This is a genomic window from Streptomyces flaveolus (assembly GCF_014648815.1).
Taxonomy (GTDB): domain Bacteria; phylum Actinomycetota; class Actinomycetes; order Streptomycetales; family Streptomycetaceae; genus Streptomyces; species Streptomyces flaveolus.
The window spans coordinates 254,508-276,151 of record NZ_BMRV01000001.1 but is presented as its reverse complement, the minus strand read 5'-3'; the positions used below and the strand labels follow the sequence as shown (position 1 = coordinate 276,151).

Here is a 21,644-nt window from a genome sequence, read left to right as displayed (position 1 = left end):
CATCAGGGCCGGACGGCGACATGGTGACAGCGACGCCTCTACCGACGACGAGACGACCTACGAAGGACCTGAAGTGAATATCCGCTCCCTCACTCGAGGCGACGGCGTGGTGATCGGAGCAGCGGTGTTGCTGTTCATCGCGTCGTTCCTCGACCTCTACTCGATCGACGGCGTGCCCGACAGCGTAGAAATGCCCAACTTGTGGGAAAGCGGCCCGGTCCTGATGGGGGTCGTCCTCGCAGGCATCATCGGCGCCGCCCTCGTCGTGGTCTCCCGGGGGCTACCGCAGCCCAAGAAGGTCGCCGGGCTCGACCTCGGGCAGTTCGGTGCCGCCTTCGCGATTTTCGCCGCATGGAGCGCGCTGGGCAACGTCTTCGACCCGGCCGGCGGCACTGACAACTTCGGTAGCTCCTCCGACGGTCCGGACGCGGGCATGGGCCTGATCCTCGCCCTCATCGCGACGCTGGTCATGGCCGCCGCCGCCCTGGCCACCCCCCTCGTCCCCGCCCTCAAGGGCGCGCTCGTCCCGGCGCCCCGTCCGGCCGCGCCGCAGCCCTACGGCGCCCAGCCGCAGGGGGGTTACGGCTACCCGGGCGCGGGTGCGCCGCAGCAGCCGTACGGTGCGCAGCCGGGTCAGCCCGGTCAGCCGTCGTTCGGCGGTCAGCCGCAGCCGGGTCAGCCGCAGCCGCAGGCCCCGCAGCCGCAGCAGGCGCAGGCCCAGCCGGCCGGGGACTTCTCGCCGTTCTGGTTCGCCGTGCCGGTGCCGCGTCCGCTGTTCGCGGAGGACGGCTCGCCGACGCCGATCGCCGAACTGGCGCCGGGCACCTGGTACCTGGCCGTCGAGCAGCGCGGCGCGAACCTGGTCGCCCAGACGCAGGACGGCCGTCGCGGCGTCCTCCAGGACACCTCGGGCATCCAGCGCGGCTGACACCCCGAGCCCTCAACGGCCCTCTGTCCGGACGCAGTTCCGGGCGGAGGGCCGTTCGCACAGGTTTCCGCCCGCCTTCCGGGGCCATACGCAAGGCATGTCTAGATACCACGGTTCCAGTTCCGCGGGGCGGGCCATCGCGGTCGTCGCGGACGTCATGGCCCTCATCCTCGGCCTGTGGATTCTGATGTACCTGTTGGACGCCAACCGGGCCAACGACCTGGTGCAGTTCGTCCATGACACGGCCAACGTACTGGCCGGCTGGTCACGGGACCTCTTCACGTTCGACGAGGCCTGGGCGCGCGTCGTCGCCGGGTACGGCCTCGCCGCCGTGGTCTACCTCTTCGTCGGCCACGCCATCGCCAACCGGCTCGGCCACCGCTGACCCGCCCGGGCGCCGCTCAGACGCAGCAGTCCGGGTCGAGGCCCCTGGGCAGCCGGTCGCCCGAGAAGACCTGGCAGGTCGCCTCGTGGCCGCCGAGCGCGGCGACGGCGAGCAGCAGGGAACCGGCCGTCCAGGTGGTCAGTTCGCGCGGCCAGACGACCTGGTCGTCGAAGACGTACCCCGTCCAGTACAGGCCGCTGTCCGCGTCCCGCAGGTGCTGGATGGACTGGAGTATCTCCAGGGCGCGGTCGGACTCGCCCACCGCCCACAGCGCGAGGGCGAGTTCGGCGGACTCGCCGCCGGTCACCCACGGGTTGGGGACGACGCAGCGCACGCCGAGGTCCGGGACGACGAAGCGGTCCCAGCTCTCCTCGATGCGTGACCTGGCCTCGGTGCCGGTCAGCGCGCCGCCGAGCACCGGGTAGTACCAGTCCATCGAGTAGCGGCCCTTGTCCAGGAACCGCTCCGGGTGGCGCCGGATGGCGTGCCGCAGCGCACCGACCGCCAACTCCCAGTCGGGCTGCGGCTCTTCACGCTGCTCGGCGATGGCGAGGGCGCAGCGCAGCGCGTGGTGGATGGAGGAGCTGCCGGTGAGCAGCGCGTCCTTCGTCGGGGTGCCGTCGTCGTCGCGCCGCCAGCCGATCTGCCCGCCGGGCTGCTGGAGCCGCAGGACGAACTCGGTCGCGGCGACGACGACCGGCCACATCCGGTCCAGGAACGTGTCGTCGCCGGTGGCGAGGTAGTGGTGCCAGACGCCCACCGAGACGTAGGCGACGAAGTTGGTCTCCCGGCCGCGGTCGGTGACGTCGGCGAAGTCGCCGTCGGCGTAGGCGGCGTACCAGGAGCCGTCCTGGTTCTGGTGCCGGGCCAGCCACGTGTACGCCCGATCGGCGGCGTCGTGTTCGCCGGCCGCGTCCAGGGCCATCGCCGCCTCGACGTGGTCCCAGGGGTCGAGGTGGTGTCCGCGGAACCAGGGGATGGCGCCGTCCTCGCGCTGCACGGCGAGGATGCCGCGGACGGTGGCGGCGGCCTGCTCGTCGGTGAGGACGCCGGGCAGGACGAGGTGTTCCGTGCGGGGCGTGGTCACGTGGCGTCCACCGGCGGGAGGTGCGGCTTGGTCGCGTAGGCCACGAAGCTCTTGCCGATCAGCGGGTTGAGCGCCTGCTCGGCGACCCTCGTCGCCAGCGGCTTCTTCATGATGTCCCAGACCAGCAGCTTGTGGTACGCCCGCACGGGCAGCGCCTTGTCGTTGTCGACGCCGAAGGCGCACTTCAGCCACCAGTAGGGCGAGTGCAGCGCGTGCGCGTGGTGGGTGCCGTACGGCTTGAGGCCCGCCTCGCGGATGCGCGCGAGGAGCTCGTCGGCCTTGTAGATGCGGATGTGGCCGCCCTCGACCTCGTGGTAGGCGTCGGACAGCGTCCAGCACACCTTCTCGGGGCCGTAGCGGGGCACGGTGATGGCGATGCGCCCGCCGGGCTTGAGGACGCGGACCATCTCGGCGAGGACGCCCTTGTCGTCGGGGATGTGCTCCATCACCTCGGAGATGATGACGACGTCGAAGGACTCGTCCGGGAAGGGCAGGGCCAGCGCGTCGCCCTCCATGGCGGTGGCGGTGGCACCGGCCGGTGCCTCACCGGCCTCCTTCATCGCGGCGAACCACTTGGCGACCTCGCGGATCTCCTCGCCGTTCTGGTCCAGCGCCACGACCTGGGCGCCGCGCCGGTAACACTCGAACGCGTGCCGGCCGGCGCCGCAGCCGAGGTCCAGGACGCGGTCGCCGGGGGCGAGCGGGAACCGGGAGAAGTCGACGGTCAGCACGTGGCCCTGCTTTCGGGATAGACGCGGGTGTCACTGGGTGTCGGGGTCGCGGGCACGACCATCGGGGTGGTCGTGGAGGTGGGGCCGATGGCCTCGCGGTAGCGGGCGACCGTGCCCTCGGCGGCGCGGGCCCAGGTGAAGTGCCGCAGCACACGTTCGCGTCCGGCCGCGCCGAGCCGGGCCCGCAGCTCCGGGTCGCCGAGCAGCCGGTTCAGCCCGGCGGCCAGCGCGCCCGCGTCGCCCGGCGGCACGGCGAGGCAGGTCTCCCCGTCGCGTCCGGCGACCTCCGGGACGGCCCCGCCGGTCGTGGCGAGCAGCGCGGTGCCGGTCGCCATGGCCTCGGCGGCGGGCAGCGAGAACCCCTCGTACAGGGACGGCACGCAGGCGACCTGCGCCGAGCGGACGAGGTCGACGAGTTCGGCGTCGGAGATGCCCTTGACGAACTCGACGGCGCCGTCGAGGCCGTACCGCTCGATCGCCTGGGCGACGGGCCCCTCGGCGGGCCGCTTGCCGACCACGACGAGATGGGCGTCGGGCTGCTCGGTGCGGACCTTCGCCAGCGCCTCGACGAGGAAGACCAGGCCCTTGAGCGGCACGTCCGCGCTGGACGTGGTCACGATCCGGCCGGGCACCTGCGGCACCGACGGGTCGGGCGAGAACAGGTCGGTGTCGGCGCCGATGTGGACGACGTGGATGCGGTCGTCCCGTACGCCGAGGTGGTCGACGATCTCCTGGCGGGAGGTGCCGGAGACGGTGAGCACGGAGGGCAGGCGGCGCGCGACGCGCTTCTGCATGCGGGTGAAGGCGTACCAGCGGCGCACGGCGTAGCGGCGCTTGCGGCCGTCGGCGGCGTCCAGTTCGAGCTGCCGGTCCACGGTGATGGGGTGGTGGATGGTGGTGACGAGCGGGGCGCCGACGTCGCCCAACAAGCCGTACCCGAGGGTCTGGTTGTCGTGGACGACGTCGAAGTCGCCGCGGCGGGCGCGCAGATGGCGGCGGGCGCGCAGCGAGAACGTCAGCGGTTCGGGGAAGCCGCCGGTCCACATGGTGGCGACCTCGAGGGCGTCGACCCAGTCGCGGTACTCGCCGCGCTTCGGGGTGCGGAAGGGGTCCGGCTGGCGGTAGAGGTCGAGGCTCGGCAGCTCGGTGAGGGACAGCCGGTCGTCGTATCCCTCGTCGAGCACGGGGTAGGGCTGGGCGCCTATGACCTCGACCCGGTGGCCGAGGCGGGCCAGTTCGCGCGACAGGTGGCGGACGTAGACGCCCTGGCCGCCGCAGAACGGGTTTCCCTTGTAGGTGAGGAGTGCGATGCGGAGCGGGCGCAATCCCCCACTCTCGGCTCCGCTCGAGCGGGAGGGACCCCCACCGGCGGCAAGCTCCTGACGGGGACCCGCCTGACTGGCCTCAGCGGTCACTCCGGGCCCCTCTCTCCCTGCTTCGTCCCGCGACACTATGCCGGGACGTTAATCTAGAACAAGTTTCAGACTTGATCGTCAGAGGCTCCGAATCTACCGGCAGGTAGGGGCGCTGTGACGAGTGGATCAGGTGATTCACGCCACGACGGCAGCCACGACGGGACCCCCACCGGACCGGGCGAGGGGAAGAAGGTGACCAAGGTGGACAACCCGGCAACGGGGACGGCGGCCGAGCCCGTGCGCCGCCCCGCGCCCTCCTCCCCGCCCCTGACGGAACGGCAGGCGGCGCGCCGTCGCCGCATCCTCCAGGCGAGCGCCCGGCTGGCCGGCCGGGGCGGTTTCGACGCGGTGCAGATGCGCGAGGTCGCGGAGTCCTCGCAGGTCGCCCTCGGCACGCTGTACCGCTACTTCCCGTCCAAGGTCCATCTGCTGGTCGCGACCATGCAGGACCAGCTGGAGCACCTGCACGCGACGCTGCGCAAGCAGCCGCCGACCGGCGGGACGGCGGCCGAGCGGGTGGCGCAGACCCTGATGCGGGCCTTCGGCGCCCTGCAGCGCGAGCCGCACCTGGCCGAGGCGATGGCCCGCGCCCTCACCTTCGCCGACCGCAGCGTCTCCCCGGAGGTCGACCAGGTCTCCCGCCAGACCACGGCGATCATCCTGGACGCGATGGGCGGGCCGGCCCACCCGACCCCGGAACAGCTCTCCGCGGTCCGCGTCGTCGAACACACCTGGCACTCCACCCTGATCACCTGGCTCTCGGGCCGCGCGTCCCTCGCCCAGGTGAAGGTGGACATCGACACGGTCTGCCGCCTGATCGACCTGACGGCGGCGGGGACGCCCGGGGAGCGGGGCTAGGCACCCCGCCCCGCCCTTCTTACGGGCGGGTAAAGTGGCGGCGTCGTATCACACCCGTACGGGGGGAAGCCGGTGCAATTCCGGCGCTGACCCGCAACCGTGAGCCGTCCGTTCCGGGCGGTGAGCCGGATCGCCCCGGGGCGGGACTGTGACCGGCTCACGTGCCCGGCGCCCGCCGTGCACGGGCACCGTCGAGGCATACGGGGCCGAGCCGCCGGGGGTGCCCCGTGCTGTCCGGTCCCGCACAGGGAAAGGCACCCGCCGATCATGAACGTCCGCCGTCGCAGCGCCGCGGCTCTCGCCGCCATAGCCGTGCTCGGCGCCGCCGCGCCCGCGGTCGCCGCCGACCCGTCACCGTCCGCCTCCGCCTCCACGCCCGACGGGCTGTACGGCACCACCGACCCCCAGTACGACGGCGTCTGGCGCCAGTCGCTCGCCCTGCTCGCCCAGGACACCGCGGGCGTGATCCCGTCCACGAAGGCCGTGAACTGGCTCACCGGGCAGCAGTGCGACAACGGCGCCTTCGCGCCCTACCGGGCCGACACCGGCAAGCCCTGCGACGCCAAGACCATGGTCGACACCAACAGCACGGCCGCCGCCGTCCAGGCACTGTGGGCCGTCGGCGGACACGGCGACGTCGTCGAGGACGCCCTCGGCTGGCTGAAGTCCGTGCAGAACAAGGACGGCGGCTGGGGCTACACCCCCGGCGGCCCCAGCGACGCCAACTCCACCTCCGTGGTCATCGGCGCCCTGACCGCCACCGGCACCGATCCGGAGGACGTCGCGAAGGACGGCAAGTCGCCCTACGACGCCCTGCTGACGTTCGCCCTGCCCTGCTCGGAGAGCAAGGGCGCGGGCGCCTTCGCCTTCCAGCCCGACAAGGACGGCAAGCTCCTCGCGAACGACGACGCGACCGCCGCCGGTGTCCTCGGCGCGCTCGGCAAGGGCCTGGTCGCCGAGCCCGGCAAGGCGGCGGGCGGCGACGCCGGCTGCGCCGGAGCGGACGAGCCCACCCGCGAGCAGGCCGCCGCGAACGGCGCCGCCCACCTCGCCCGGGCGGTCGCCAAGGACGGCCACCTGACGTCCGCCCTCTCCGGCGCCGCCGCCCAGCCCGACTACGGCAACACCGCCGACGCCGTCGTCGCGCTCGCCGCACAGGGCGGGGCCGGCAGCGCCGCCAAGCCGCTGGCCTGGCTGGAGAAGAACTCCGCGGCCTGGGCCGAGCAGAGCGGTCCCGCCGCCTACGCCCAGCTGATCTTCGCCGCCCACGCCACGGGCACCGACCCCCGCGCCTTCGGCGGCACCGACCTGGTCGAGCGGCTCAACGCCACGGGACCGGCCCCGCAGGGCATGCAGGCGACCGACCGGGCCACCGGCGCGGACGGGAAGCAGGACGACGGGGCGAAGGACGAGAAGGACGACTCCCCGTTCGGCGTCTGGTGGTTCGTCGGCGTCTGCCTCGTCTTCGGCATCGGCATCGGCATCTTCATCAGCGGTCGCAACCGGAAGCAGCAGCCGTGATACGCCGCTTCGCCCTTCTGCTGCTGGCCGCGCTCGTGATCGTCGCGGGCGCGGGCCCGGCGCAGGCCGCCGGCTACCGCTACTGGTCGTTCTGGGACCGTGACGGCGACCACTGGACGTACGCCACCCAGGGCCCCTCCATGGCCCGCCCCTCGGACGGCGACGTCCAGGGCTTCCGCTTCTCGGTGAGCGAGGACTCCGGCGACGCGGCCCAGCCGCGCGGCGCGGCGGACTTCGCGACGATCTGCGCGAGGACGCCCGCGGAGGACGGCAAGAAGCGGGTGGCGCTGGTCCTGGACTTCGGCACGGCGTCCGACGCCCCGTCCGGTGAGACCCCGCCCGCCGGCCGTACGGCCTGTGCCCGCGTCGCCCCCGACGCGACGACGGCCGACGCCCTGGCCGCGGTCGCCGGCCCCCTCCGCTACGACACCAACGCCCTGCTGTGCGCCATCGCGGGCTACCCGAGGACGGGGTGCGGGGAGCAGGTGACGCGGCAGGACCCGACGACGAGCGCGGCCCCGGCGGAGAAGCCCGCACAGGACGACGACGGCGGCCCGTCGACCGGCCTGGTCACCGGCATGGCCATCGTCGCAGCCCTGGCCGCAGCGGCAACCTGGCAGTCGAGGCGGCGCAGGAATGCCAACTCCTGAAGCAGCGGAGCCCGCGGGCTGGGATGGCAGCCGTGAGTCGCCCCAGCCTGCGGGCAGTCGTGCCGCTGGGGCGATGGGGGTCCCCCCGCTCGGGCGAAGCCGAGAGTGGGGGAGGGTGGGCGCAGGCGGCACCCTGTCAGCGCGGGCAAGCGCCCCCGCCCCCCGCCCGCACCAGCGCACGGCCACCACGCGTCCGGCGTCCGGGCTCCACCCCGGCGCCTGGTGGCTCTGGGCGCTGGCCCTCGGCACCGCCGCCACCCGCACCACCAACCCCCTCCTCCTCGCCCTCCTCGTCGCCGTCTCCGCCTACGTCGTCACCGCCCGCCGCCCCCACGCCCCCTGGTCCCGCTCCTACGGCGCCTTCGTCAAACTCGCCCTCGCCGTCCTCCTCATCCGCCTCGCCTTCACCACGATCCTCGGCTCCCCCATCCCCGGCACCCACACCCTCGTCACCCTCCCCGAAGTCCCCCTCCCCCACTGGGCGCAGGGCATCCGCCTCGGCGGCCGCGTCACCGCCGAGGGCCTCGCCTTCGCCCTGTACGACGCGATGAAGCTCGCCGCCCTCCTCATCTGCGTCGGCGCCGCGAACGCCCTCGCCAACCCCTCCCGCCTCCTCAAGTCCCTCCCCGGCGCCCTGTACGAGATGGGCGTGGCCGTCGTCGTCGCCCTCACCTTCGCCCCGAACCTCATCGCCGACGTCCACCGCCTCCGCGCCGCCCGCCGCCTCAGAGGCCGCCCCGACAAGGGCGTACGCGGCCTGCTCCAGGTCGGACTGCCGGTACTGGAGGGCGCCCTGGAGCGCTCCGTCGCCCTCGCCGCCGCGATGGACGCCCGCGGCTACGGCCGTACCGCCGAGGTCCCCGCCGCCGTACGCCGTACCACCGCCGCCCTCACCCTCGGCGGCCTGCTCGGCGTCTGCGCGGGGACGTACGGCGTGCTGACCGCCGCCGGCGGCACGTACGGCATCCCCGTGCTCCTCGCCGGACTCGCCGCCGCGCTCGCGGGGCTGTGGCTCGGTGGCCGCCGGTCCCCGCGCACCCGCTACCGCCCCGACCGCTGGGACGCCCGCGCCTGGCTGGTCACCGCTTCCGGTGTGGCCGTCGCGGCCCTGATGTTCGTCGCCGCGTCCCGCGACCCGGCGGCGCTGCACCCGGGCGTGGTCCCGCTGGTCGCGCCGTCGCTCCCGCTGTGGCCGGCCGCGGCCGTGCTCCTCGGCCTGCTCCCGGCGTTCGTCACCCCCGCCCCCGAGCCCGTATCCGCCCCCGCCCCCGTATCCGCCAAGGAGCCGTCGTGATCCGCTTCGAGGATGTCTCCGTGACGTACGACGGAGTGGCCGAACCCACCGCCCGGGGCGTGGACTTCGAGGTCCCCGAGGGTGAACTCGTGCTGCTGGCCGGCCCGTCCGGCGTCGGCAAGTCGACCGTGCTCGGCGCGGTCTCCGGCCTCGTGCCGCACTTCACCGGCGGCACCCTGAGCGGCCGGGTCACCGTGGCCGGCCGCGACACCCGCACCCACAAGCCGCGCGAACTCGCCGACGTCGTGGGCACGGTCGGCCAGGACCCGCTGTCCCACTTCGTGACGGACACCGTCGAGGACGAGCTGGCCTACGGCATGGAGTCGCTGGGCCTCGCCCCGGACGTGATGCGCCGCCGCGTCGAGGAGACCCTCGACCTGCTGGGCCTGTCCGACCTGCGCGCCCGCCCCATCGCCACGCTCTCCGGCGGCCAGCGGCAGCGCGTCGCCATCGGCTCGGTCCTCACCCCGCACCCCGACGTCCTGGTCCTGGACGAGCCGACCTCCGCCCTGGACCCGGCCGCCGCCGAAGAGGTCCTGGCGGTGCTCCAGCGCCTGGTCCACGACCTCGGCACGACGGTCCTGATGGCGGAGCACCGCCTGGAACGCGTCGTCCAGTACGCCGACCAGGTCGTCCTGCTCCCGTCCCCGGGCGCGGCACCGGTCATCGGTTCCCCGGCGGAGGTGATGGCGGTGTCCCCGGTGTACCCGCCGGTGGTGGACCTGGGCCGGCTGGCGGGCTGGTCCCCGCTGCCGCTGACGGTCCGGGACGCCCGCCGCCGCGCGGCCCCGCTGCGGGAACGGCTGGCCGGCCGGCGGCCTCCGGAGCGCGCGCCCTCGGGCTCCGCGCTCCCGGCGCCCCGGCCCGCGCCCGCCTCCTTCCTGCGCCGCCGCCGGAAGACCCCGGACGCCGTCCCCTCCCCGTACGCCGCCGAGGTCCGTTCCCTCGCCGTCCGGCGCGACCGTGTCCAGGCACTGCGCGACGTCGACCTCACCGTCTCCCCCGGCGAAACGGTCGCCCTCATGGGCCGCAACGGCGCCGGTAAGTCCACCCTCCTGTCGGCGCTCGTCGGCCTCGTCGAACCGTCCGCCGGTTCGGTCCGCACCGGCGACGCCGTACCGCACCGCACGCCCCCGCGCGAGCTGGTACGCCGTGTCGGTCTGGTCCCGCAGGAGCCGCGCGACCTGCTGTACGCCGACACGGTCGCCGCCGAGTGCGCGGCCGCCGACCGGGACGCGGAGGCGGCGCCCGGCACCTGCCGCGCCCTGCTGACGGAGCTGCTCCCCGGCGTCACCGACGACACCCACCCCCGCGACCTCTCGGAGGGCCAGCGGCTGACGCTGGCCCTGTCCGTCGTGCTGACGGCCCGCCCGCCGCTGCTGCTGCTGGACGAGCCGACGCGCGGCCTGGACTACGCGGCGAAGGCCCGGCTGGCCGGCATCCTGCGCTCCCTGGCGGCCGAGGGGCACGCGATCGTGCTGGCCACGCACGACGTGGAGCTGGCCGCCGAGCTGGCCGACCGGGTGGTCCTGCTCGCCGAGGGCGAGGTGATCGCCGACGGCCCGGCGGCGGACGTGGTGGTGGCGTCCCCGTCCTTCGCGCCGCAGGTCGCGAAGGTCCTGGCGCCGCAGAAGTGGCTGACGGTGACGCAGGTGCGGGAGGCCCTGGCATGAGCGACACGCGCCAGGCCCGCGCCGTCCGCCTGGGCCCCCGGTCCGTCGCCGCCCTGGTCCTGGTCAGCGCGGTGGGCGTGGCGGGCTTCGGGTGGCCCTTCCTCGCCCCGCCGGACGCCTCGGTGAACGCCCACGCCCAGGACGCCCCGTGGCTGTTCGCGGGCGTGCTGGTGCTGCTGGTGGCGGTGGTGGCGGCGACGATCTCGGAGTCGGGCCTCGGCCCCAAGGCCGTGGCGATGCTCGGCGTGCTGGCGGCGGCGGGCGCGGCACTGCGCCCCATCGGCGCCGGGACGGCCGGTCTGGAACCGATGTTCTTCCTGATGGTCCTCAGCGGCCGGGTCCTCGGCCCGGGCTTCGGCTTCGTCCTCGGCTCGGTCACGATGTTCGCGTCCGCGCTGCTCACGGGCGGGGTGGGGCCGTGGATGCCGTTCCAGATGCTGTCGATGGGCTGGTTCACGATGGGTGCGGGCCTGCTGCCCTTCCCCGACCGGCTGCGCGGCCGGGCGGAGCTGCTGCTGCTCGCCGGGTACGGGTTCCTGGCCGCGTTCGCCTACGGCACGGTGATGAACCTGGCGGGCTGGACGTTCATGAACACGCTCGCCTCGAACATCGCCTTCGACCCGGACGCGTCGGTCCCCGACAACCTGGCCCGTTTCGTCGCCTACTGCCTGGCCACGTCCCTCGGCTGGGACGGAGGCCGCGCCGCGATGACGGTCGTGCTCACCCTCGCGCTCGGCACGCCCGTCCTGAAGGCGCTGCGCCGTGCCACCCGCAGGGCGGCCTTCGAGACGCCGGTCACGTTCGACGCGCCGCCGAGGTGAAGCACCCCACAGGCCCTTGGTCCTCTCCTAGGCGGGTTAGTAGCCGGACCGTGCCACCGGACGCGCTCTCCCACCCCGTCTGACCTGCGCTTTGCGGCCCAGGTCACACGGAGGACCTTCTTCTCCTGTGCGACCACCACTAGTAAAAGGGGTGATTGCGGACGCGCTCCCCGCCTGTTTCTCTGGAGCGGTCGCCAGGCGCCGACGCCCTCACGGGTCGCGGCGCCGACGCATGCCCCCGCCGCGCACCACGCGGCCGGGCTGCGCCGACGCCCCTGTCCCCGAAGAAAGGCACCCTGTTGACCGCCGCCTCCCTCCTCCGCACCGTCGCCAGCCCGAAGAAGGCCCTCGCGGGTGCCGCCCTGGCCGCGGCCACCTGCGGCACGCTGATCGCCGCCGCGCCCGCCCAGGCCGCGACGCCGGCCTCCTCGGCGCAGGCGACCGCGAAGAAGATGATCGGTGACTCGGCCGAGTACCAGTGCTTCTCGAAGATCGTCGACCACGAGAGCGACTGGAACGTCAACGCCACCAACGCCTCCAGCGGCGCCTACGGCCTGGTGCAGGCCCTGCCGGGCTCGAAGATGGCCTCGGCCGGCTCCGACTGGAAGACCAACCCGGCCACGCAGATCAAGTGGGGCCTGGACTACATGAAGGACCGCTACGGCGGCGCCTGCGACGCCTGGAGCTTCTGGCAGGCCAACGGCTGGTACTGACACCGGCCCCCACAGACCGAAGGCGGCGGCCCCCCGATCCCCGGGGCCGCCGCCTTCGTGCGTCCGGACGGGCCGGCGGACCGGCGTCAGCGCACCTGCGCCGCCCCCGTCCGGAACCGGCGCCGGTACTCGGTCGGAGTCGTGTCGAGCCGGCGGCGGAAGGCCCTGACCAGGGTGTCGACGGTGCCGAATCCGCAGGCGGAGGCGACCCGTTCCAGGGTGGCGTCGGTGGATTCGAGCTGGTGGCGTGCCACCTCGACGCGGGCGGACTCGATGTAGGCGTGCGGGGTCGTACCGAGTTCGTTCTTGAAGATCCGGGTGAGCTGCCGGTCGCTGACGTGGGCGCACGCGGCGAGGTCCGCGACCGTGAGGGGTTCGGCGATGTGGCGCATGATGTGGTGGCGGAGGTCCTCGATGCGCCGGGTCGCGGAGACCTGCTCCAGGGGAACGCTGAACTGACTCTGCCCGCTGGGCCGTTTCAGGTACATGACGAGCTGCCGGGCCACGCGCAGCGCGACGGCCTCGCCGAGGTCGTCGGCGATGAGCGCGAGCGACAGGTCGAGGCAGGCGCTGATCCCCGCGCCGGTCCACACGTCGCCTTCGCGGATGAAGATCGGGTCGGCGTCGACCTCGATCGCCGGATGGTCGGCGGCGAGCTGCTGCGCGGTCGACCAGTGGGTGGTGGCGCGCTTGCCGTCGAGGAGTCCGGCGGCGGCGAGGATGTGCGCCCCGACGCAGACGGAGGTGACCCGCCGGGTGTGGCCGGCGAGTTGCCGCACCCGTTCCACCACGGCGGGGTCGGTGAGCGGGTGCACGCGGCGGTCGTCGTCCACCTGGACGGCGCCGGGCACGATCAGGGTGTCGATGCTCTTCGTGGCCAGTGCGTCGAAGGTGGTGTCGGGCAGGACCCGGACCCCGGCACCGGTGGTGACCGGGTCCATGGTCTCCGCGGCGAGGACGACGTCGTAGCCCGCCGCCTCGTCCGTCTCGCGGCGCGCGAGGGAGAACACCTCCGGTGGTCCGGTGACGTCGAGCAGGTCGACGTCCTGGAAGAGGACGATGACGATCAGTCGTCCGACGATGCTCATGGAACCCCCCACGCTCGGCAACTGCCATGTCGGTATCTGCATGTTAGATGACATTGCCGACACGGGCCGGTGGCAATAGCGTCATAGGCGCAGGTCACCGCACCGGTGAACTGCCTCCCCCTACAGGCGAATTCAGGTGGTTCCCCCATGCCCAGAACGACGCTGCGCGAGCTCAACGGCTTCGACGAGACCCCGGCGAAGCTCGCCGAGTCCACGCTGATCCTCGTCGACTACCAGAACACCTACACGACCGGCGTCATGGAACTGGACGGCTGGCGGGAGGCGCTCGACGCCGCGGCCGAGCTGCTGGCCCGGGCCCGCGAGGCAGGCACGAAGGTCATCCACGTCGTCAACGACGGCGGCGAGGGCACGCCGTACGACATCCGGGCCGAGATCGGGCAGATCCACCCGAGCGTCGCGCCGGTGGACGGCGAGCCCGTCGTCGTCAAGAAGGTGCCGAACGCCTTCGTCGGCACGGACCTCGACCAGCACGTCGACGCGGCCGGCAACAGCGACGTCGTCATCGCCGGCTTCATGACGCACATGTGCGTGGCCTTCACCGCCCAGGGTGCCTTCCTGCGCGGCAACCGCCCCACCGTGGTGGCCGACGCCAGCGCCACCCGTGCCCTGCCCGTCGCGGGCACCGAGGTGGACGCCCGCCAGGTGCACTACGGCGCCCTCGCCACCATCGCCGACCTGTACGGGGTCGTCGTTCCGTCGCAGAAGGAGATCGCCTGATGAAGCTGCTCCGCCCGGCCGTCGCGCTCGGCGCCGCCGCGCTCCTCGCCGTCACCGCCACCGCGTGCGGCGGCGAGTCCGAGGCCGCCTCCCCCCAGGGCGAGCCGTCGGCCTCCGCCACCACCGCGGCGGCGAACGTCGCGAAGGACACCACGACGCTGCGCAAGCTCAACGGCCTGGACGAGACCCCGGCCACGCTCTCCGACGCGACGCTCATCCTCGTCGACTACCAGAACACCTACACCGAGGGTGTGATGGAGCTGGACGGCTGGAAGCCGGCGGTGGACAACGCCGCGGCTCTCCTGAAGCGGGCCCGTGCGGCGGGCACGCCGGTCATCCACATCGTCGACAAGGGCTACGACCTGAAGTCGAAGGCGGGCCAGATCATCCCGGCGCTCAAGCCGGCCAAGGGTGAGCCCGTCGTCGAGAAGAGCGTCCCGAACGGCTTCCACGGCACCGATCTCGCCGCGCAGGTGAAGAAGGCCGGCCGCGAGAACGTCATCATCGCGGGCTTCATGACCAACATGTGCACGCTGTTCACCACCCAGGGTGCCTTCCTCAACGGCAACAAGCCGACCGTGGTGGCCGACGCCTCCGCGACCCGGCCGCTGCCCCTGAAGGGCAACCCGAACGGCATTCCCGCGCAGCAGGTCCACGAGGCCGCTCTCGCCACGGTCCAGGATCTCTACGGAGTCGTGGTCCCGTCGCAGAAGTCCCTGGCCTGAGACTTCCCCCCACCTCCCCCCACCCTGAACTCCCCCCACGCTGTTCCCCCCCCACGCCACAAGGCACTTTCACTCACCCAAGAAAGCAGGAAAACGGGGCATGGCAACACGTAGAGGATTTCTGGGCACCGCGTCGGCCGTCGGGGCGGCGACGTTACTCACGGGCCAGACCGCCTCCACCGCCTCGGCGGCCACCACAGGCACCACCGCGACCGACGAGAAGGCCGCACGCGACGCGATACGCGCCGTCAACGCGAGGATGCGCGCCAACTACGCGACGCTCAAGAGCGAACTGACCACTCAGCTCAGCCCGGTCGTCGTCGTCTCGAACAACGCGGTCGGCGGACGCTTCACCCTCATCAACAACGGCCAACAGGTCGAGACCGTCGACCCGGTTCCGGAGTACTTCGAACTGGCCAAGTCGATCGCCCACGTTCCCCTGGGCCTCTTCTCGATCCTCGCCTCCTACCTCAGCGACCAGGTCCCCAACATCCCCAACGCGGACCGCATCGACCCGCACGACCTCGACATGGTCGTCACCAGGGCACCGGGCGACAAGGGCTGGATCACCCCGCTGAACGCCTTCCGGACCACGCTCCAGACGGCGTACACCAAGCTCGGCACCGCGAACCTCCCCCTGGACCTCGAGAACTCCTGCGACAAGATCCTCAGCGAGGCCGTCAAGTTCATCGACGCGTCCGTCAAGGCCCAGGCGTTCGACATGGTGTCGTTCAACCGGTTCGCCGCCACGGTCTACCCGTCCATCCGCGTCAACATGACCTTCGCCGCCACCGCGCAGATCACCGGCATCGAGGGCCTCATGAAGCGGTGGCGCACCCTCATCGGCGAAGCGGCGTGGAGCAACCTCTACGTCACGGTGCTCTCCATCTGGACCACGGCCGAGCTGAACCAGGCGTCCATCATCATCCGCCGCACCATGAACCAGGCGAAGGTGGACACCCACCTGATCGACCTGCCGACCGTGGAGACCCCGTCGGACCCGATCGCCGTGGCCCTGGACAACCTGGCCCGCATCGTCCAGGACAACGTCGCCGCCGAGATGGTCTTCAACACCGACCTCAAGGTCGCCGACGCCCTCAAGGGCAAGGAGGACCTCCTCTCCGACGAGATCCTCCAGCAGATCGGCGGCACGGCGCCCGTCGCCAGAACCGCCGGCTTCACCGCGACGGCAGCGGCAGGCACCTGCCCGATCACCGGTCACACCGCCTCGGTGTGATCACCGGGCATCCCCCGCTCCGCGAGCGGGGGATGCCCCCTCACACTCGAACCACACAGTCTTGCCCCGCCCCGGACCCGGCCCCACGCCCCACTTGTCGGCCACCGCGTCCAGCAGCACCAGCCCGCGCCCGCCCTCGGCGTCGTCGGGCACCTCGTCGGCCAGGCGCGGACGCCGCGGACTGCCGTCCGTCACCTCCACCCGGACGCCGGCCCCGTCCGCCCGCCGCAGCAACAGCAGCGTGCAGCGGCGGTCCGGGACATGGCGTACGACGTTGGCCAGCAGCTCCGTCACGCCCAGTTCCACCGCGTCGGTCAGTCCGGCGAGATCCCACTCGGTCAGGTAGGAGCGGACGATCCGCCGGACGTGCCGGGCCGAGTGCGCGCCGGCGGTGAAGCGCATCGTGTACTGGTCCGGGCAGTGACCCATGAGGGTCGGGGGAAAGTAGTCGTTCACGGCACGAGCCTGACGTCGGACGACTACCGTGGGCTACCGGACGAATACAACCGGTCCCGCAGTGGGCCGAGTTGCGCGAGAGGGGCCTCTGCGTGCCCCACGTCAACATCCTCGACCCGGGTGCCTCACCGCTCGACTACTACGGCTTCGAATTGCGCCGCTACCGCGAGGCAGCCGGCCTGACCCAACGGCAGCTCGGCGACATCGTGAACTACACGGGCTCCCTGGTCGGCCAGATCGAGACCGCGCGGAAGCTGCCGACGCCGGAGTTCAGCGAACGGGTGGACGCGGCACTGGGGACGGGCGGGTTACTGTCCCGGCTGGTGACGCTGGTGATGCGCAGCCAGCAACCGGCCTGGTTCCAACAAGTGGCCGAGTTGCAGGCGAGGGCCACCGAGATCTACTCGTTCGAGACGCACATGGTCCACGGTCTCCTGCAGACCAAGGCGTACGCGCGTGCCGTTCTGGGCGCGCTGGACCGGAGCAACCTCGACGACCGCACCGCCGTCCGGATCGCCCGCCAGGCCATCTTCGAAAAGGAGGAGCCGCCGGTCTTCTGGGCCGTGCTCAGCGAGGCCGCGCTGCGCCAGGAGATCGGCGGTCGATGCGTCATGCGGGAGCAACTGGCCCACCTGTTGGCCTTCGAGAGCAGCCCGCGGGTCAACATCCAGGTACTGCCGTTCTCGGCGGGAGCACATGCGGGGCTCACAGGCTCATTCGACCTCTACCGCTTCGCGAGCGACCCAGCCATTGTCTACACCGAGGGATACGGAAGTGGGCATCCGACGGCCAACCCGGACACCGTCAAAAACTGCTCACTCCGATACGATCATCTCCAGGCATCCGCGCTCTCCCTCAGGGAATCGGCGGAGCTGATCCGGCGCTTGATGGAAGGACGCTATGGGGAGCAAACCGACTCTGACGGGGATCCACTGGCGTAAGTCCAGCTACAGCAGCGACCAGGGCGGGAACTGCGTCGAAGTCGCCGAACTGCCCTCCTCCGTAGCCGTCCGCGACTCCAAGGACCCGGCAGGTCCCGTCCTGGCCCTCGCCCCCGCCGCCTTCGCCACCTTCCTCGACTGGGCCTCCGCAACGGACGGATGACCCGGACCTGGGTCAGGTCAACGTTTCTGTTCGATTTATCGTCTTCGCACGTGTGTCCACACCGGGCACCCCTGACGAAGCCGAACGGAAACCCCGACCGTGGTCCCTGCCGATCTCACCGTCTCCCGGCCCGACCAGCGGTCGGACAGACGCCCGGACGACGCGCCGCGTGCCTTCTGGCACCGGCATCGCGTCCCGCTGCTCGCCACGCTGCCCACCCTGCCCCTGTACGGGCTGTGGTGGGCTTTCCTCGCCACCGGCGGCGGTGACCTCGCCGCCCAGCAAGCGTGGGCGGACTTCGCGGCGCGGCACGGCGGATCGGCGTACGGACTGTTCTGGTACGGCGGAATGCACACCGCCAACTACAGCCTGATATCCCCGTACTTGATGGCCGCACTCGGTGTGCGCACGGTCACCGTGGCGTCCGGGCTGACCGCCACCTGGCTGGCGGCCGTGCTGATCAGGCGGGCGGGGGTGCGCCGGCCGCTGTGGCCCGCGCTGCTGGCCTCGCTCGCGCTGTGGTGCAACGTCGCCTCGGGGCGGACCACCTTCGCCCTGGGCGTCGCCTTCGGGCTGGCCGCCTGCGTGCCCCTGGTCCGTGAGCGGCGGCTCGCCCTCGCCGCCGCCTACGCCGCGCTCGCCACCATGGCGTCCCCGGTGGCCGGGCTGTTCCTGGCCGTGGTCGGGGCCGGCTTCCTGCTGGTACGGGACTGGGGTCGGGCCCTGGTCCTGCTCATACCCCCCGCCGCCGTCGTCGGGCTGACCACGCTGTTCTTCCCCTTCACCGGGGAGCAGCCGATGCCGGCGGACCGGATCTGGCCGCCCGTCGCGCTCGGGCTGGCCGTCACCGTGCTGGCGCCGCGCGCCTGGCGGGTGGCGCGGTGGAGCGGGGCCGTGTACGCGGTCGGGACGGTGCTGACGTACCTCATCGCCTCGCCCGTCGGGACGAACGTCGAGCGTTTCGTCGAACTGTTCGCGCCCGCCGCGCTGCTCGCCGCCCTGATCACCGCGCCCCGGCGGCGACGCGTCACGAGCGCTCTCCTGGTCGTCGCGCTCGTCTACTCCGTCGGGTGGGTGGGGAAGAAGACCGTGGACGATCTGCGGGTGTCGACCGCGGTGCCCGCCTGGGCCGCCGAGACGGGCGGGCTCGTGCGGGCGCTGGACGGGCTCGGCGCCGACCGCACGCGGGTCGAGGTGGTGCCGGCCCGCAACCACCGCGAGGCCGCCCGGCTCGCCCCGCACATCAACATGGCCCGCGGCTGGAACCGGCAGCTCGACGTGGAGCGCGGCCGCCTCTTCTACGACGGCAGCTTCTCCGCGGCCACCTACCGGGCCTGGCTGGATCGCTGGGCCGTCGGCTTCGTCGTCCTGCCGCTCGGCAGGCCGGACGGCCCGGCCGAGGCCGAGGCGGCGCTCGTGCGGGACCCGGAGCTGCGGCCTGGGTGGCTGGAGCCGGTCTGGCAGGACGAGCACTGGCGGGTCTACCGGGTCCGGGACGCCGTACCGCTCGTGTCCGCGCCCGGCACCGTCGTGACGACCAGCGGCGTCGACCTGGTGCTGCGCGCGGAGCGGCCGGGCCCGGTCACCGTACGGGTCGCCTGGTCGCCGTGGCTGCGGGCCGACGGCGGGTGCCTGTCCCGGGACGGCGAGTTCACGCGGCTGACCGTCCCGGCGGCGGGCGAGTACCGGATCAGCTCGGCGTACCTTCCTTCGCCGACGGCGCCGGACCGCTGCTGACCTCGTCGGCCGCCGGACGGGAGGGAGTGACCGGCGCCTGCGCCGCGGCCGTCACCGTCCGGGCCCGGGGGCCCTGGAACAGGTACGTCAGCCCGAAGCCCCCGCCCACCACGAGCGCGCCGCCCACCGCGTCCAGCACCCAGTGGTTGCCGGTCGCCACGATCGCCGAGACCGTGAAGAGCGGGTGCAGCAGGCCGAGGGCCTTCATCCACATCTTCGGGGCGATGATCGCGATCGCCAGGCCGCACCACAGCGACCAGCCGAAGTGCAGCGACGGCATCGCCGCGTACTGGTTGGTGAGGGCCGTCAGCGTGCCGTAGTCGGGCTTGGAGAAGTCCTGCACGCCGTGCACCGTGTCGATGATCCCGAGGCCCGGCATCAGCCGCGGCGGGGCCAGCGGGTACAGCCAGAAGCCGACCAGGGCCAGCAGGGTGGCGAAGCCGAGGGAGGCGCGGGCCCAGCGGTAGTCCACCGGGCGGCGCCAGTACAGGACGCCGAGCACGGTCAGCGGGACGAAGAAGTGGAACGACGTGTAGTAGAAGTCGAAGAAGTCCCGCAGCCAGCCGACCTTCACCACGGCGTGGTTGATCGCGTGCTCGATGTCGAGGTGCAGGAAACGTTCCAGGTCGAGGATCTGGTGGCCGTGCTCCTCCGCCCGCTCCCGGCCGGCCGAGTTGCTTCCGCCGGTCGCCGCGAGCCGGACCTTGGAATAGGCGGCGTAGGTGACCCGGATGAGGAGAAGCTCCAGCAGGAGGTTGGGGCGGGTGAGGACCCGGCGCAGGAAGGGCAGCAGGGGGATGTGCTGGAAGCGGGTGGGGACCGGCGCCGCGTAGCTCGTCGGGACCGGGGAGTCGTAGTACGGCGAGGTGCGGGGCAGGAACGGCACGGCGACGGCCGCGGCCAGCGCCGCGAGCAGCACGACGTTGTCCCGCAGCGGGAACAGGGCCGCCATGTTCGGCAGCATCATCTTCGCGGGCAGCGTCATCACCAGGACGACGGCGACCGGCCACACGTACCGGTCGGAGGCGCGCTTGCCCACCCGGCCGACGACCGCGAGCAGCACCCACAGCAGCTGGTGCTGCCAGGTGGTCGGCGACACGGCGACCGCCGCGCAGCCGGTGACGGCGACGGCGAGCAGGAGCTGACCGTCGCGGGCGTAGCGCACGGCGCGGCGCAGGGCGAGGACCGCGACGGCCGCGCCGAGGACGAGGAAGAGGGCGATCTCCAGGGGGCCGGAGAGACCGAGCCGCAGCAGGGCGCCGTGCAGGGACTGGTTGGCGAGGTCGTCGGCCGCACCGCCGAGACCCACGCCCGCCAGGTGGTGCACCCAGTAGGTGTAGGAGTCCTGCGCCATCGCCGCCCAGGCGATCGCCGTGCAGGCGGCGAAGCCGACGGCCGTGGAGACGGCGGCCCGTCTGCGGTCGGTGAACCACAGCAGGGGCACGAACAGGAGCACGGTCGGCTGGAAGGCGGCGGCGACACCGATCAGCGCGCCGCCGACGCGTTCGCCGTGCACACCGCGGACGGCGAAGCAGCCCAGCAGGACGAGCAGGACGGGGAGGATGCTGGTCTGCCCGAGCCACAATGCGTTGCGCACGGGCAGCGAGAGCATCAGCAGGCTCACGGCGACGGGCGCCGCCAGCAGCGCCGTACGGCGGCCCACCGGCTTGGGCAGGGCGCGGGCGGCGACCAGGCCGAGGGCCACGACCAGCAGCAGCGAGCCGAAGGTCCAGCCCCAGCCGAGGGCCTGCTCGGCGGCGCGGGTGAAGGGTTTGAGGACGAGGCCGACGAAGGGGGTGCCGGTGAACTGCGTGGAGTCGTACAGCGAGCCCTCCACGTGCAGGACCCCGTGCTCCCCGACCCAGGTCTCCAGGTCCGTCAGCCGTTCCCCGCGCGGGGTGCCGAGGACCGCGGCCAGCTGGCGTACGGCGAGGATGGCGGCGACCAGCCACAGTCCCAGCCGCGCCGCGCGCAGCCGTGCTCTGGTCGCTGCGACGGCCGGTGCTCCGAAAGCCTCCGCCGGTCGCCCACTGTGCTCCGCATTCGCCACGCCCCGCGGCCTCCCGCCCCGCTCGTCCGCGCGCCCGTGTGCGCGGTGCTGTCCTTGCGAACCCTATGAGGCTCGCACCGCCCCCTGGGGGAGACGCAGGCAACCCCCGTTCCGCCTGACCGCCACCGCCATCGGCCTGCCTTGTGGCCGCCTTTTGTCCGCATGACGATAGTCCGGTCGTGCTCGGGGTGCCTCTCGCCACCGTCCCGGGGCCCCTCCCCACTCCGGTCGGAGCGAGAAGGATCACAGGTCAGGGGCTCAGGACGCGCTCCGTACCGAAGAGACGTCCCTGCGTGCACGTCATATTGATGCAGTGAGCAACGAACAGCTTACCGGGCGTAAGCGGCACACCACCGCCTATGGTCGCTTTTCGGCCTGTGGCGCGTTGCCGCGGGTCCCTTCCGGCCCGGCGACAGTGCCGCCGTGCGGGCCG

Annotated in this window: 21 protein-coding genes; 15 read left to right on the top strand and 6 right to left on the bottom strand. The window is 72.7% G+C overall.

Translation table 11 applies throughout. The annotated features are described in order from the left end of the window. The first annotated feature begins 73 nt into the window (after window positions 1-73). Both IEZ05_RS01230 and IEZ05_RS01225 read left to right on the top strand, forming a co-directional pair. A complete protein-coding gene (locus IEZ05_RS01230) occupies window positions 74-928 on the top strand; it encodes a DUF5336 domain-containing protein (RefSeq protein ID WP_189228047.1) in 855 nt (284 codons plus the stop codon). Window positions 929-1,025: 97 nt separating this feature from the next. After that, window positions 1,026-1,313 carry a hypothetical protein gene (locus IEZ05_RS01225; RefSeq protein ID WP_189228046.1) on the top strand — a complete coding sequence of 96 codons (288 nt, stop codon included), beginning with the start codon at window positions 1,026-1,028 and terminating at the stop codon, window positions 1,311-1,313. A gap of 16 nt (window positions 1,314-1,329) precedes the next feature. On the opposite strand, the gene IEZ05_RS01220 is transcribed toward IEZ05_RS01225, so the two are convergent. The 3 genes from IEZ05_RS01220 to IEZ05_RS01210 are packed head-to-tail and all read right to left on the bottom strand — an operon-like array spanning window position 1,330 to window position 4,546. Continuing rightward, on the bottom strand, window positions 1,330-2,400 hold the full coding sequence (locus IEZ05_RS01220) for a prenyltransferase/squalene oxidase repeat-containing protein (RefSeq protein WP_189228045.1): 1,071 nt from the start codon (window positions 2,398-2,400) through the stop codon (window positions 1,330-1,332). Further along, window positions 2,397-3,131 (bottom strand): class I SAM-dependent methyltransferase, encoded by a 735-nt coding sequence (locus IEZ05_RS01215; RefSeq protein WP_189228044.1) that lies wholly within the window; start codon window positions 3,129-3,131, stop codon window positions 2,397-2,399. Before IEZ05_RS01215 ends, IEZ05_RS01220 begins: the two co-directional genes overlap by 4 nt. Beyond that, window positions 3,125-4,546 carry a glycosyltransferase family 4 protein gene (locus IEZ05_RS01210; RefSeq protein ID WP_189228043.1) on the bottom strand — a complete coding sequence of 474 codons (1,422 nt, stop codon included), beginning with the start codon at window positions 4,544-4,546 and terminating at the stop codon, window positions 3,125-3,127. Before IEZ05_RS01210 ends, IEZ05_RS01215 begins: the two co-directional genes overlap by 7 nt. 192 nt (window positions 4,547-4,738) lie before the next feature. Between IEZ05_RS01210 and IEZ05_RS01205 the strand changes: the two genes are divergently transcribed. From IEZ05_RS01205 to IEZ05_RS01175, 7 genes are all read left to right on the top strand, one after another. Continuing rightward, window positions 4,739-5,404 carry a TetR family transcriptional regulator gene (locus IEZ05_RS01205; protein WP_373298711.1) on the top strand — a complete coding sequence of 222 codons (666 nt, stop codon included), beginning with the start codon at window positions 4,739-4,741 and terminating at the stop codon, window positions 5,402-5,404. A 267-nt stretch (window positions 5,405-5,671) separates the two neighbouring features. Continuing rightward, window positions 5,672-6,925 (top strand): prenyltransferase/squalene oxidase repeat-containing protein, encoded by a 1,254-nt coding sequence (locus tag IEZ05_RS01200; protein WP_189228041.1) that lies wholly within the window; start codon window positions 5,672-5,674, stop codon window positions 6,923-6,925. Continuing rightward, the gene (locus IEZ05_RS01195; RefSeq protein WP_189228040.1) at window positions 6,922-7,575 is read left to right on the top strand and encodes an SCO2322 family protein; all 654 of its coding nucleotides are present in this window, start codon (window positions 6,922-6,924) and stop codon (window positions 7,573-7,575) included. Before IEZ05_RS01200 ends, IEZ05_RS01195 begins: the two co-directional genes overlap by 4 nt. A 115-nt stretch (window positions 7,576-7,690) precedes the next feature. Then, a complete protein-coding gene (locus IEZ05_RS01190; protein ID WP_189228039.1) occupies window positions 7,691-8,869 on the top strand; it encodes an energy-coupling factor transporter transmembrane component T in 1,179 nt (392 codons plus the stop codon). Then, window positions 8,866-10,542: an ABC transporter ATP-binding protein gene (locus tag IEZ05_RS01185; RefSeq protein ID WP_189228038.1), complete on the top strand. Its 1,677-nt coding sequence runs from the start codon at window positions 8,866-8,868 to the stop codon at window positions 10,540-10,542. The genes IEZ05_RS01190 and IEZ05_RS01185 overlap by 4 nt, the downstream gene beginning before the upstream one ends. Further along, window positions 10,539-11,363, top strand: a complete 825-nt coding sequence (locus tag IEZ05_RS01180; protein ID WP_189228037.1) for an ECF transporter S component — start codon at window positions 10,539-10,541, stop codon at window positions 11,361-11,363. Before IEZ05_RS01185 ends, IEZ05_RS01180 begins: the two co-directional genes overlap by 4 nt. A gap of 299 nt (window positions 11,364-11,662) precedes the next feature. Continuing rightward, window positions 11,663-12,076 (top strand): aggregation-promoting factor C-terminal-like domain-containing protein, encoded by a 414-nt coding sequence (locus IEZ05_RS01175; RefSeq protein ID WP_189228036.1) that lies wholly within the window; start codon window positions 11,663-11,665, stop codon window positions 12,074-12,076. Between the two features lie 86 nt (window positions 12,077-12,162). Here the strand turns inward: IEZ05_RS01175 and IEZ05_RS01170 are convergent, their stop codons facing one another. Continuing rightward, on the bottom strand, window positions 12,163-13,164 hold the full coding sequence (locus IEZ05_RS01170) for a GlxA family transcriptional regulator (RefSeq protein WP_189228035.1): 1,002 nt from the start codon (window positions 13,162-13,164) through the stop codon (window positions 12,163-12,165). Window positions 13,165-13,311: 147 nt separating this feature from the next. Between IEZ05_RS01170 and IEZ05_RS01165 the strand changes: the two genes are divergently transcribed. The 3 genes from IEZ05_RS01165 to IEZ05_RS01155 all read left to right on the top strand — a co-directional run bounded on the left by IEZ05_RS01165 (window position 13,312) and on the right by IEZ05_RS01155 (window position 15,864). Further along, on the top strand, window positions 13,312-13,902 hold the full coding sequence (locus tag IEZ05_RS01165) for a cysteine hydrolase family protein (RefSeq protein ID WP_189228034.1): 591 nt from the start codon (window positions 13,312-13,314) through the stop codon (window positions 13,900-13,902). Then, window positions 13,902-14,627 (top strand): isochorismatase family protein, encoded by a 726-nt coding sequence (locus IEZ05_RS01160; protein ID WP_189228033.1) that lies wholly within the window; start codon window positions 13,902-13,904, stop codon window positions 14,625-14,627. The genes IEZ05_RS01165 and IEZ05_RS01160 overlap by 1 nt, the downstream gene beginning before the upstream one ends. Before the next feature lie 100 nt (window positions 14,628-14,727). Beyond that, the gene (locus IEZ05_RS01155; protein WP_229869548.1) at window positions 14,728-15,864 is read left to right on the top strand and encodes a hypothetical protein; all 1,137 of its coding nucleotides are present in this window, start codon (window positions 14,728-14,730) and stop codon (window positions 15,862-15,864) included. Here the strand turns inward: IEZ05_RS01155 and IEZ05_RS01150 are convergent, their stop codons facing one another. Beyond that, window positions 15,865-16,320 (bottom strand): ATP-binding protein, encoded by a 456-nt coding sequence (locus tag IEZ05_RS01150; protein WP_229869547.1) that lies wholly within the window; start codon window positions 16,318-16,320, stop codon window positions 15,865-15,867. A 92-nt stretch (window positions 16,321-16,412) separates the two neighbouring features. On the opposite strand from IEZ05_RS01150, the gene IEZ05_RS01145 reads away from it, so the two are divergent. From IEZ05_RS01145 to IEZ05_RS01135, 3 genes are all read left to right on the top strand, one after another. Further along, window positions 16,413-17,261, top strand: coding sequence for a helix-turn-helix domain-containing protein (locus IEZ05_RS01145; RefSeq protein WP_189228032.1), 849 nt, complete (start codon window positions 16,413-16,415; stop codon window positions 17,259-17,261). Continuing rightward, window positions 17,221-17,424 (top strand): DUF397 domain-containing protein, encoded by a 204-nt coding sequence (locus IEZ05_RS01140; protein WP_189228031.1) that lies wholly within the window; start codon window positions 17,221-17,223, stop codon window positions 17,422-17,424. Before IEZ05_RS01145 ends, IEZ05_RS01140 begins: the two co-directional genes overlap by 41 nt. Window positions 17,425-17,523: 99 nt before the next feature. Beyond that, complete coding sequence (locus tag IEZ05_RS01135) at window positions 17,524-19,161, top strand: hypothetical protein (RefSeq protein ID WP_189228030.1); 1,638 nt, start codon at window positions 17,524-17,526, stop codon at window positions 19,159-19,161. On the opposite strand, the gene IEZ05_RS01130 is transcribed toward IEZ05_RS01135, so the two are convergent. Further along, a complete protein-coding gene (locus IEZ05_RS01130) occupies window positions 19,115-21,211 on the bottom strand; it encodes a bifunctional glycosyltransferase 87/phosphatase PAP2 family protein (RefSeq protein WP_189228029.1) in 2,097 nt (698 codons plus the stop codon). The genes IEZ05_RS01135 and IEZ05_RS01130 overlap by 47 nt on opposite strands. Between the last annotated feature and the right edge of the window lie 433 nt (window positions 21,212-21,644).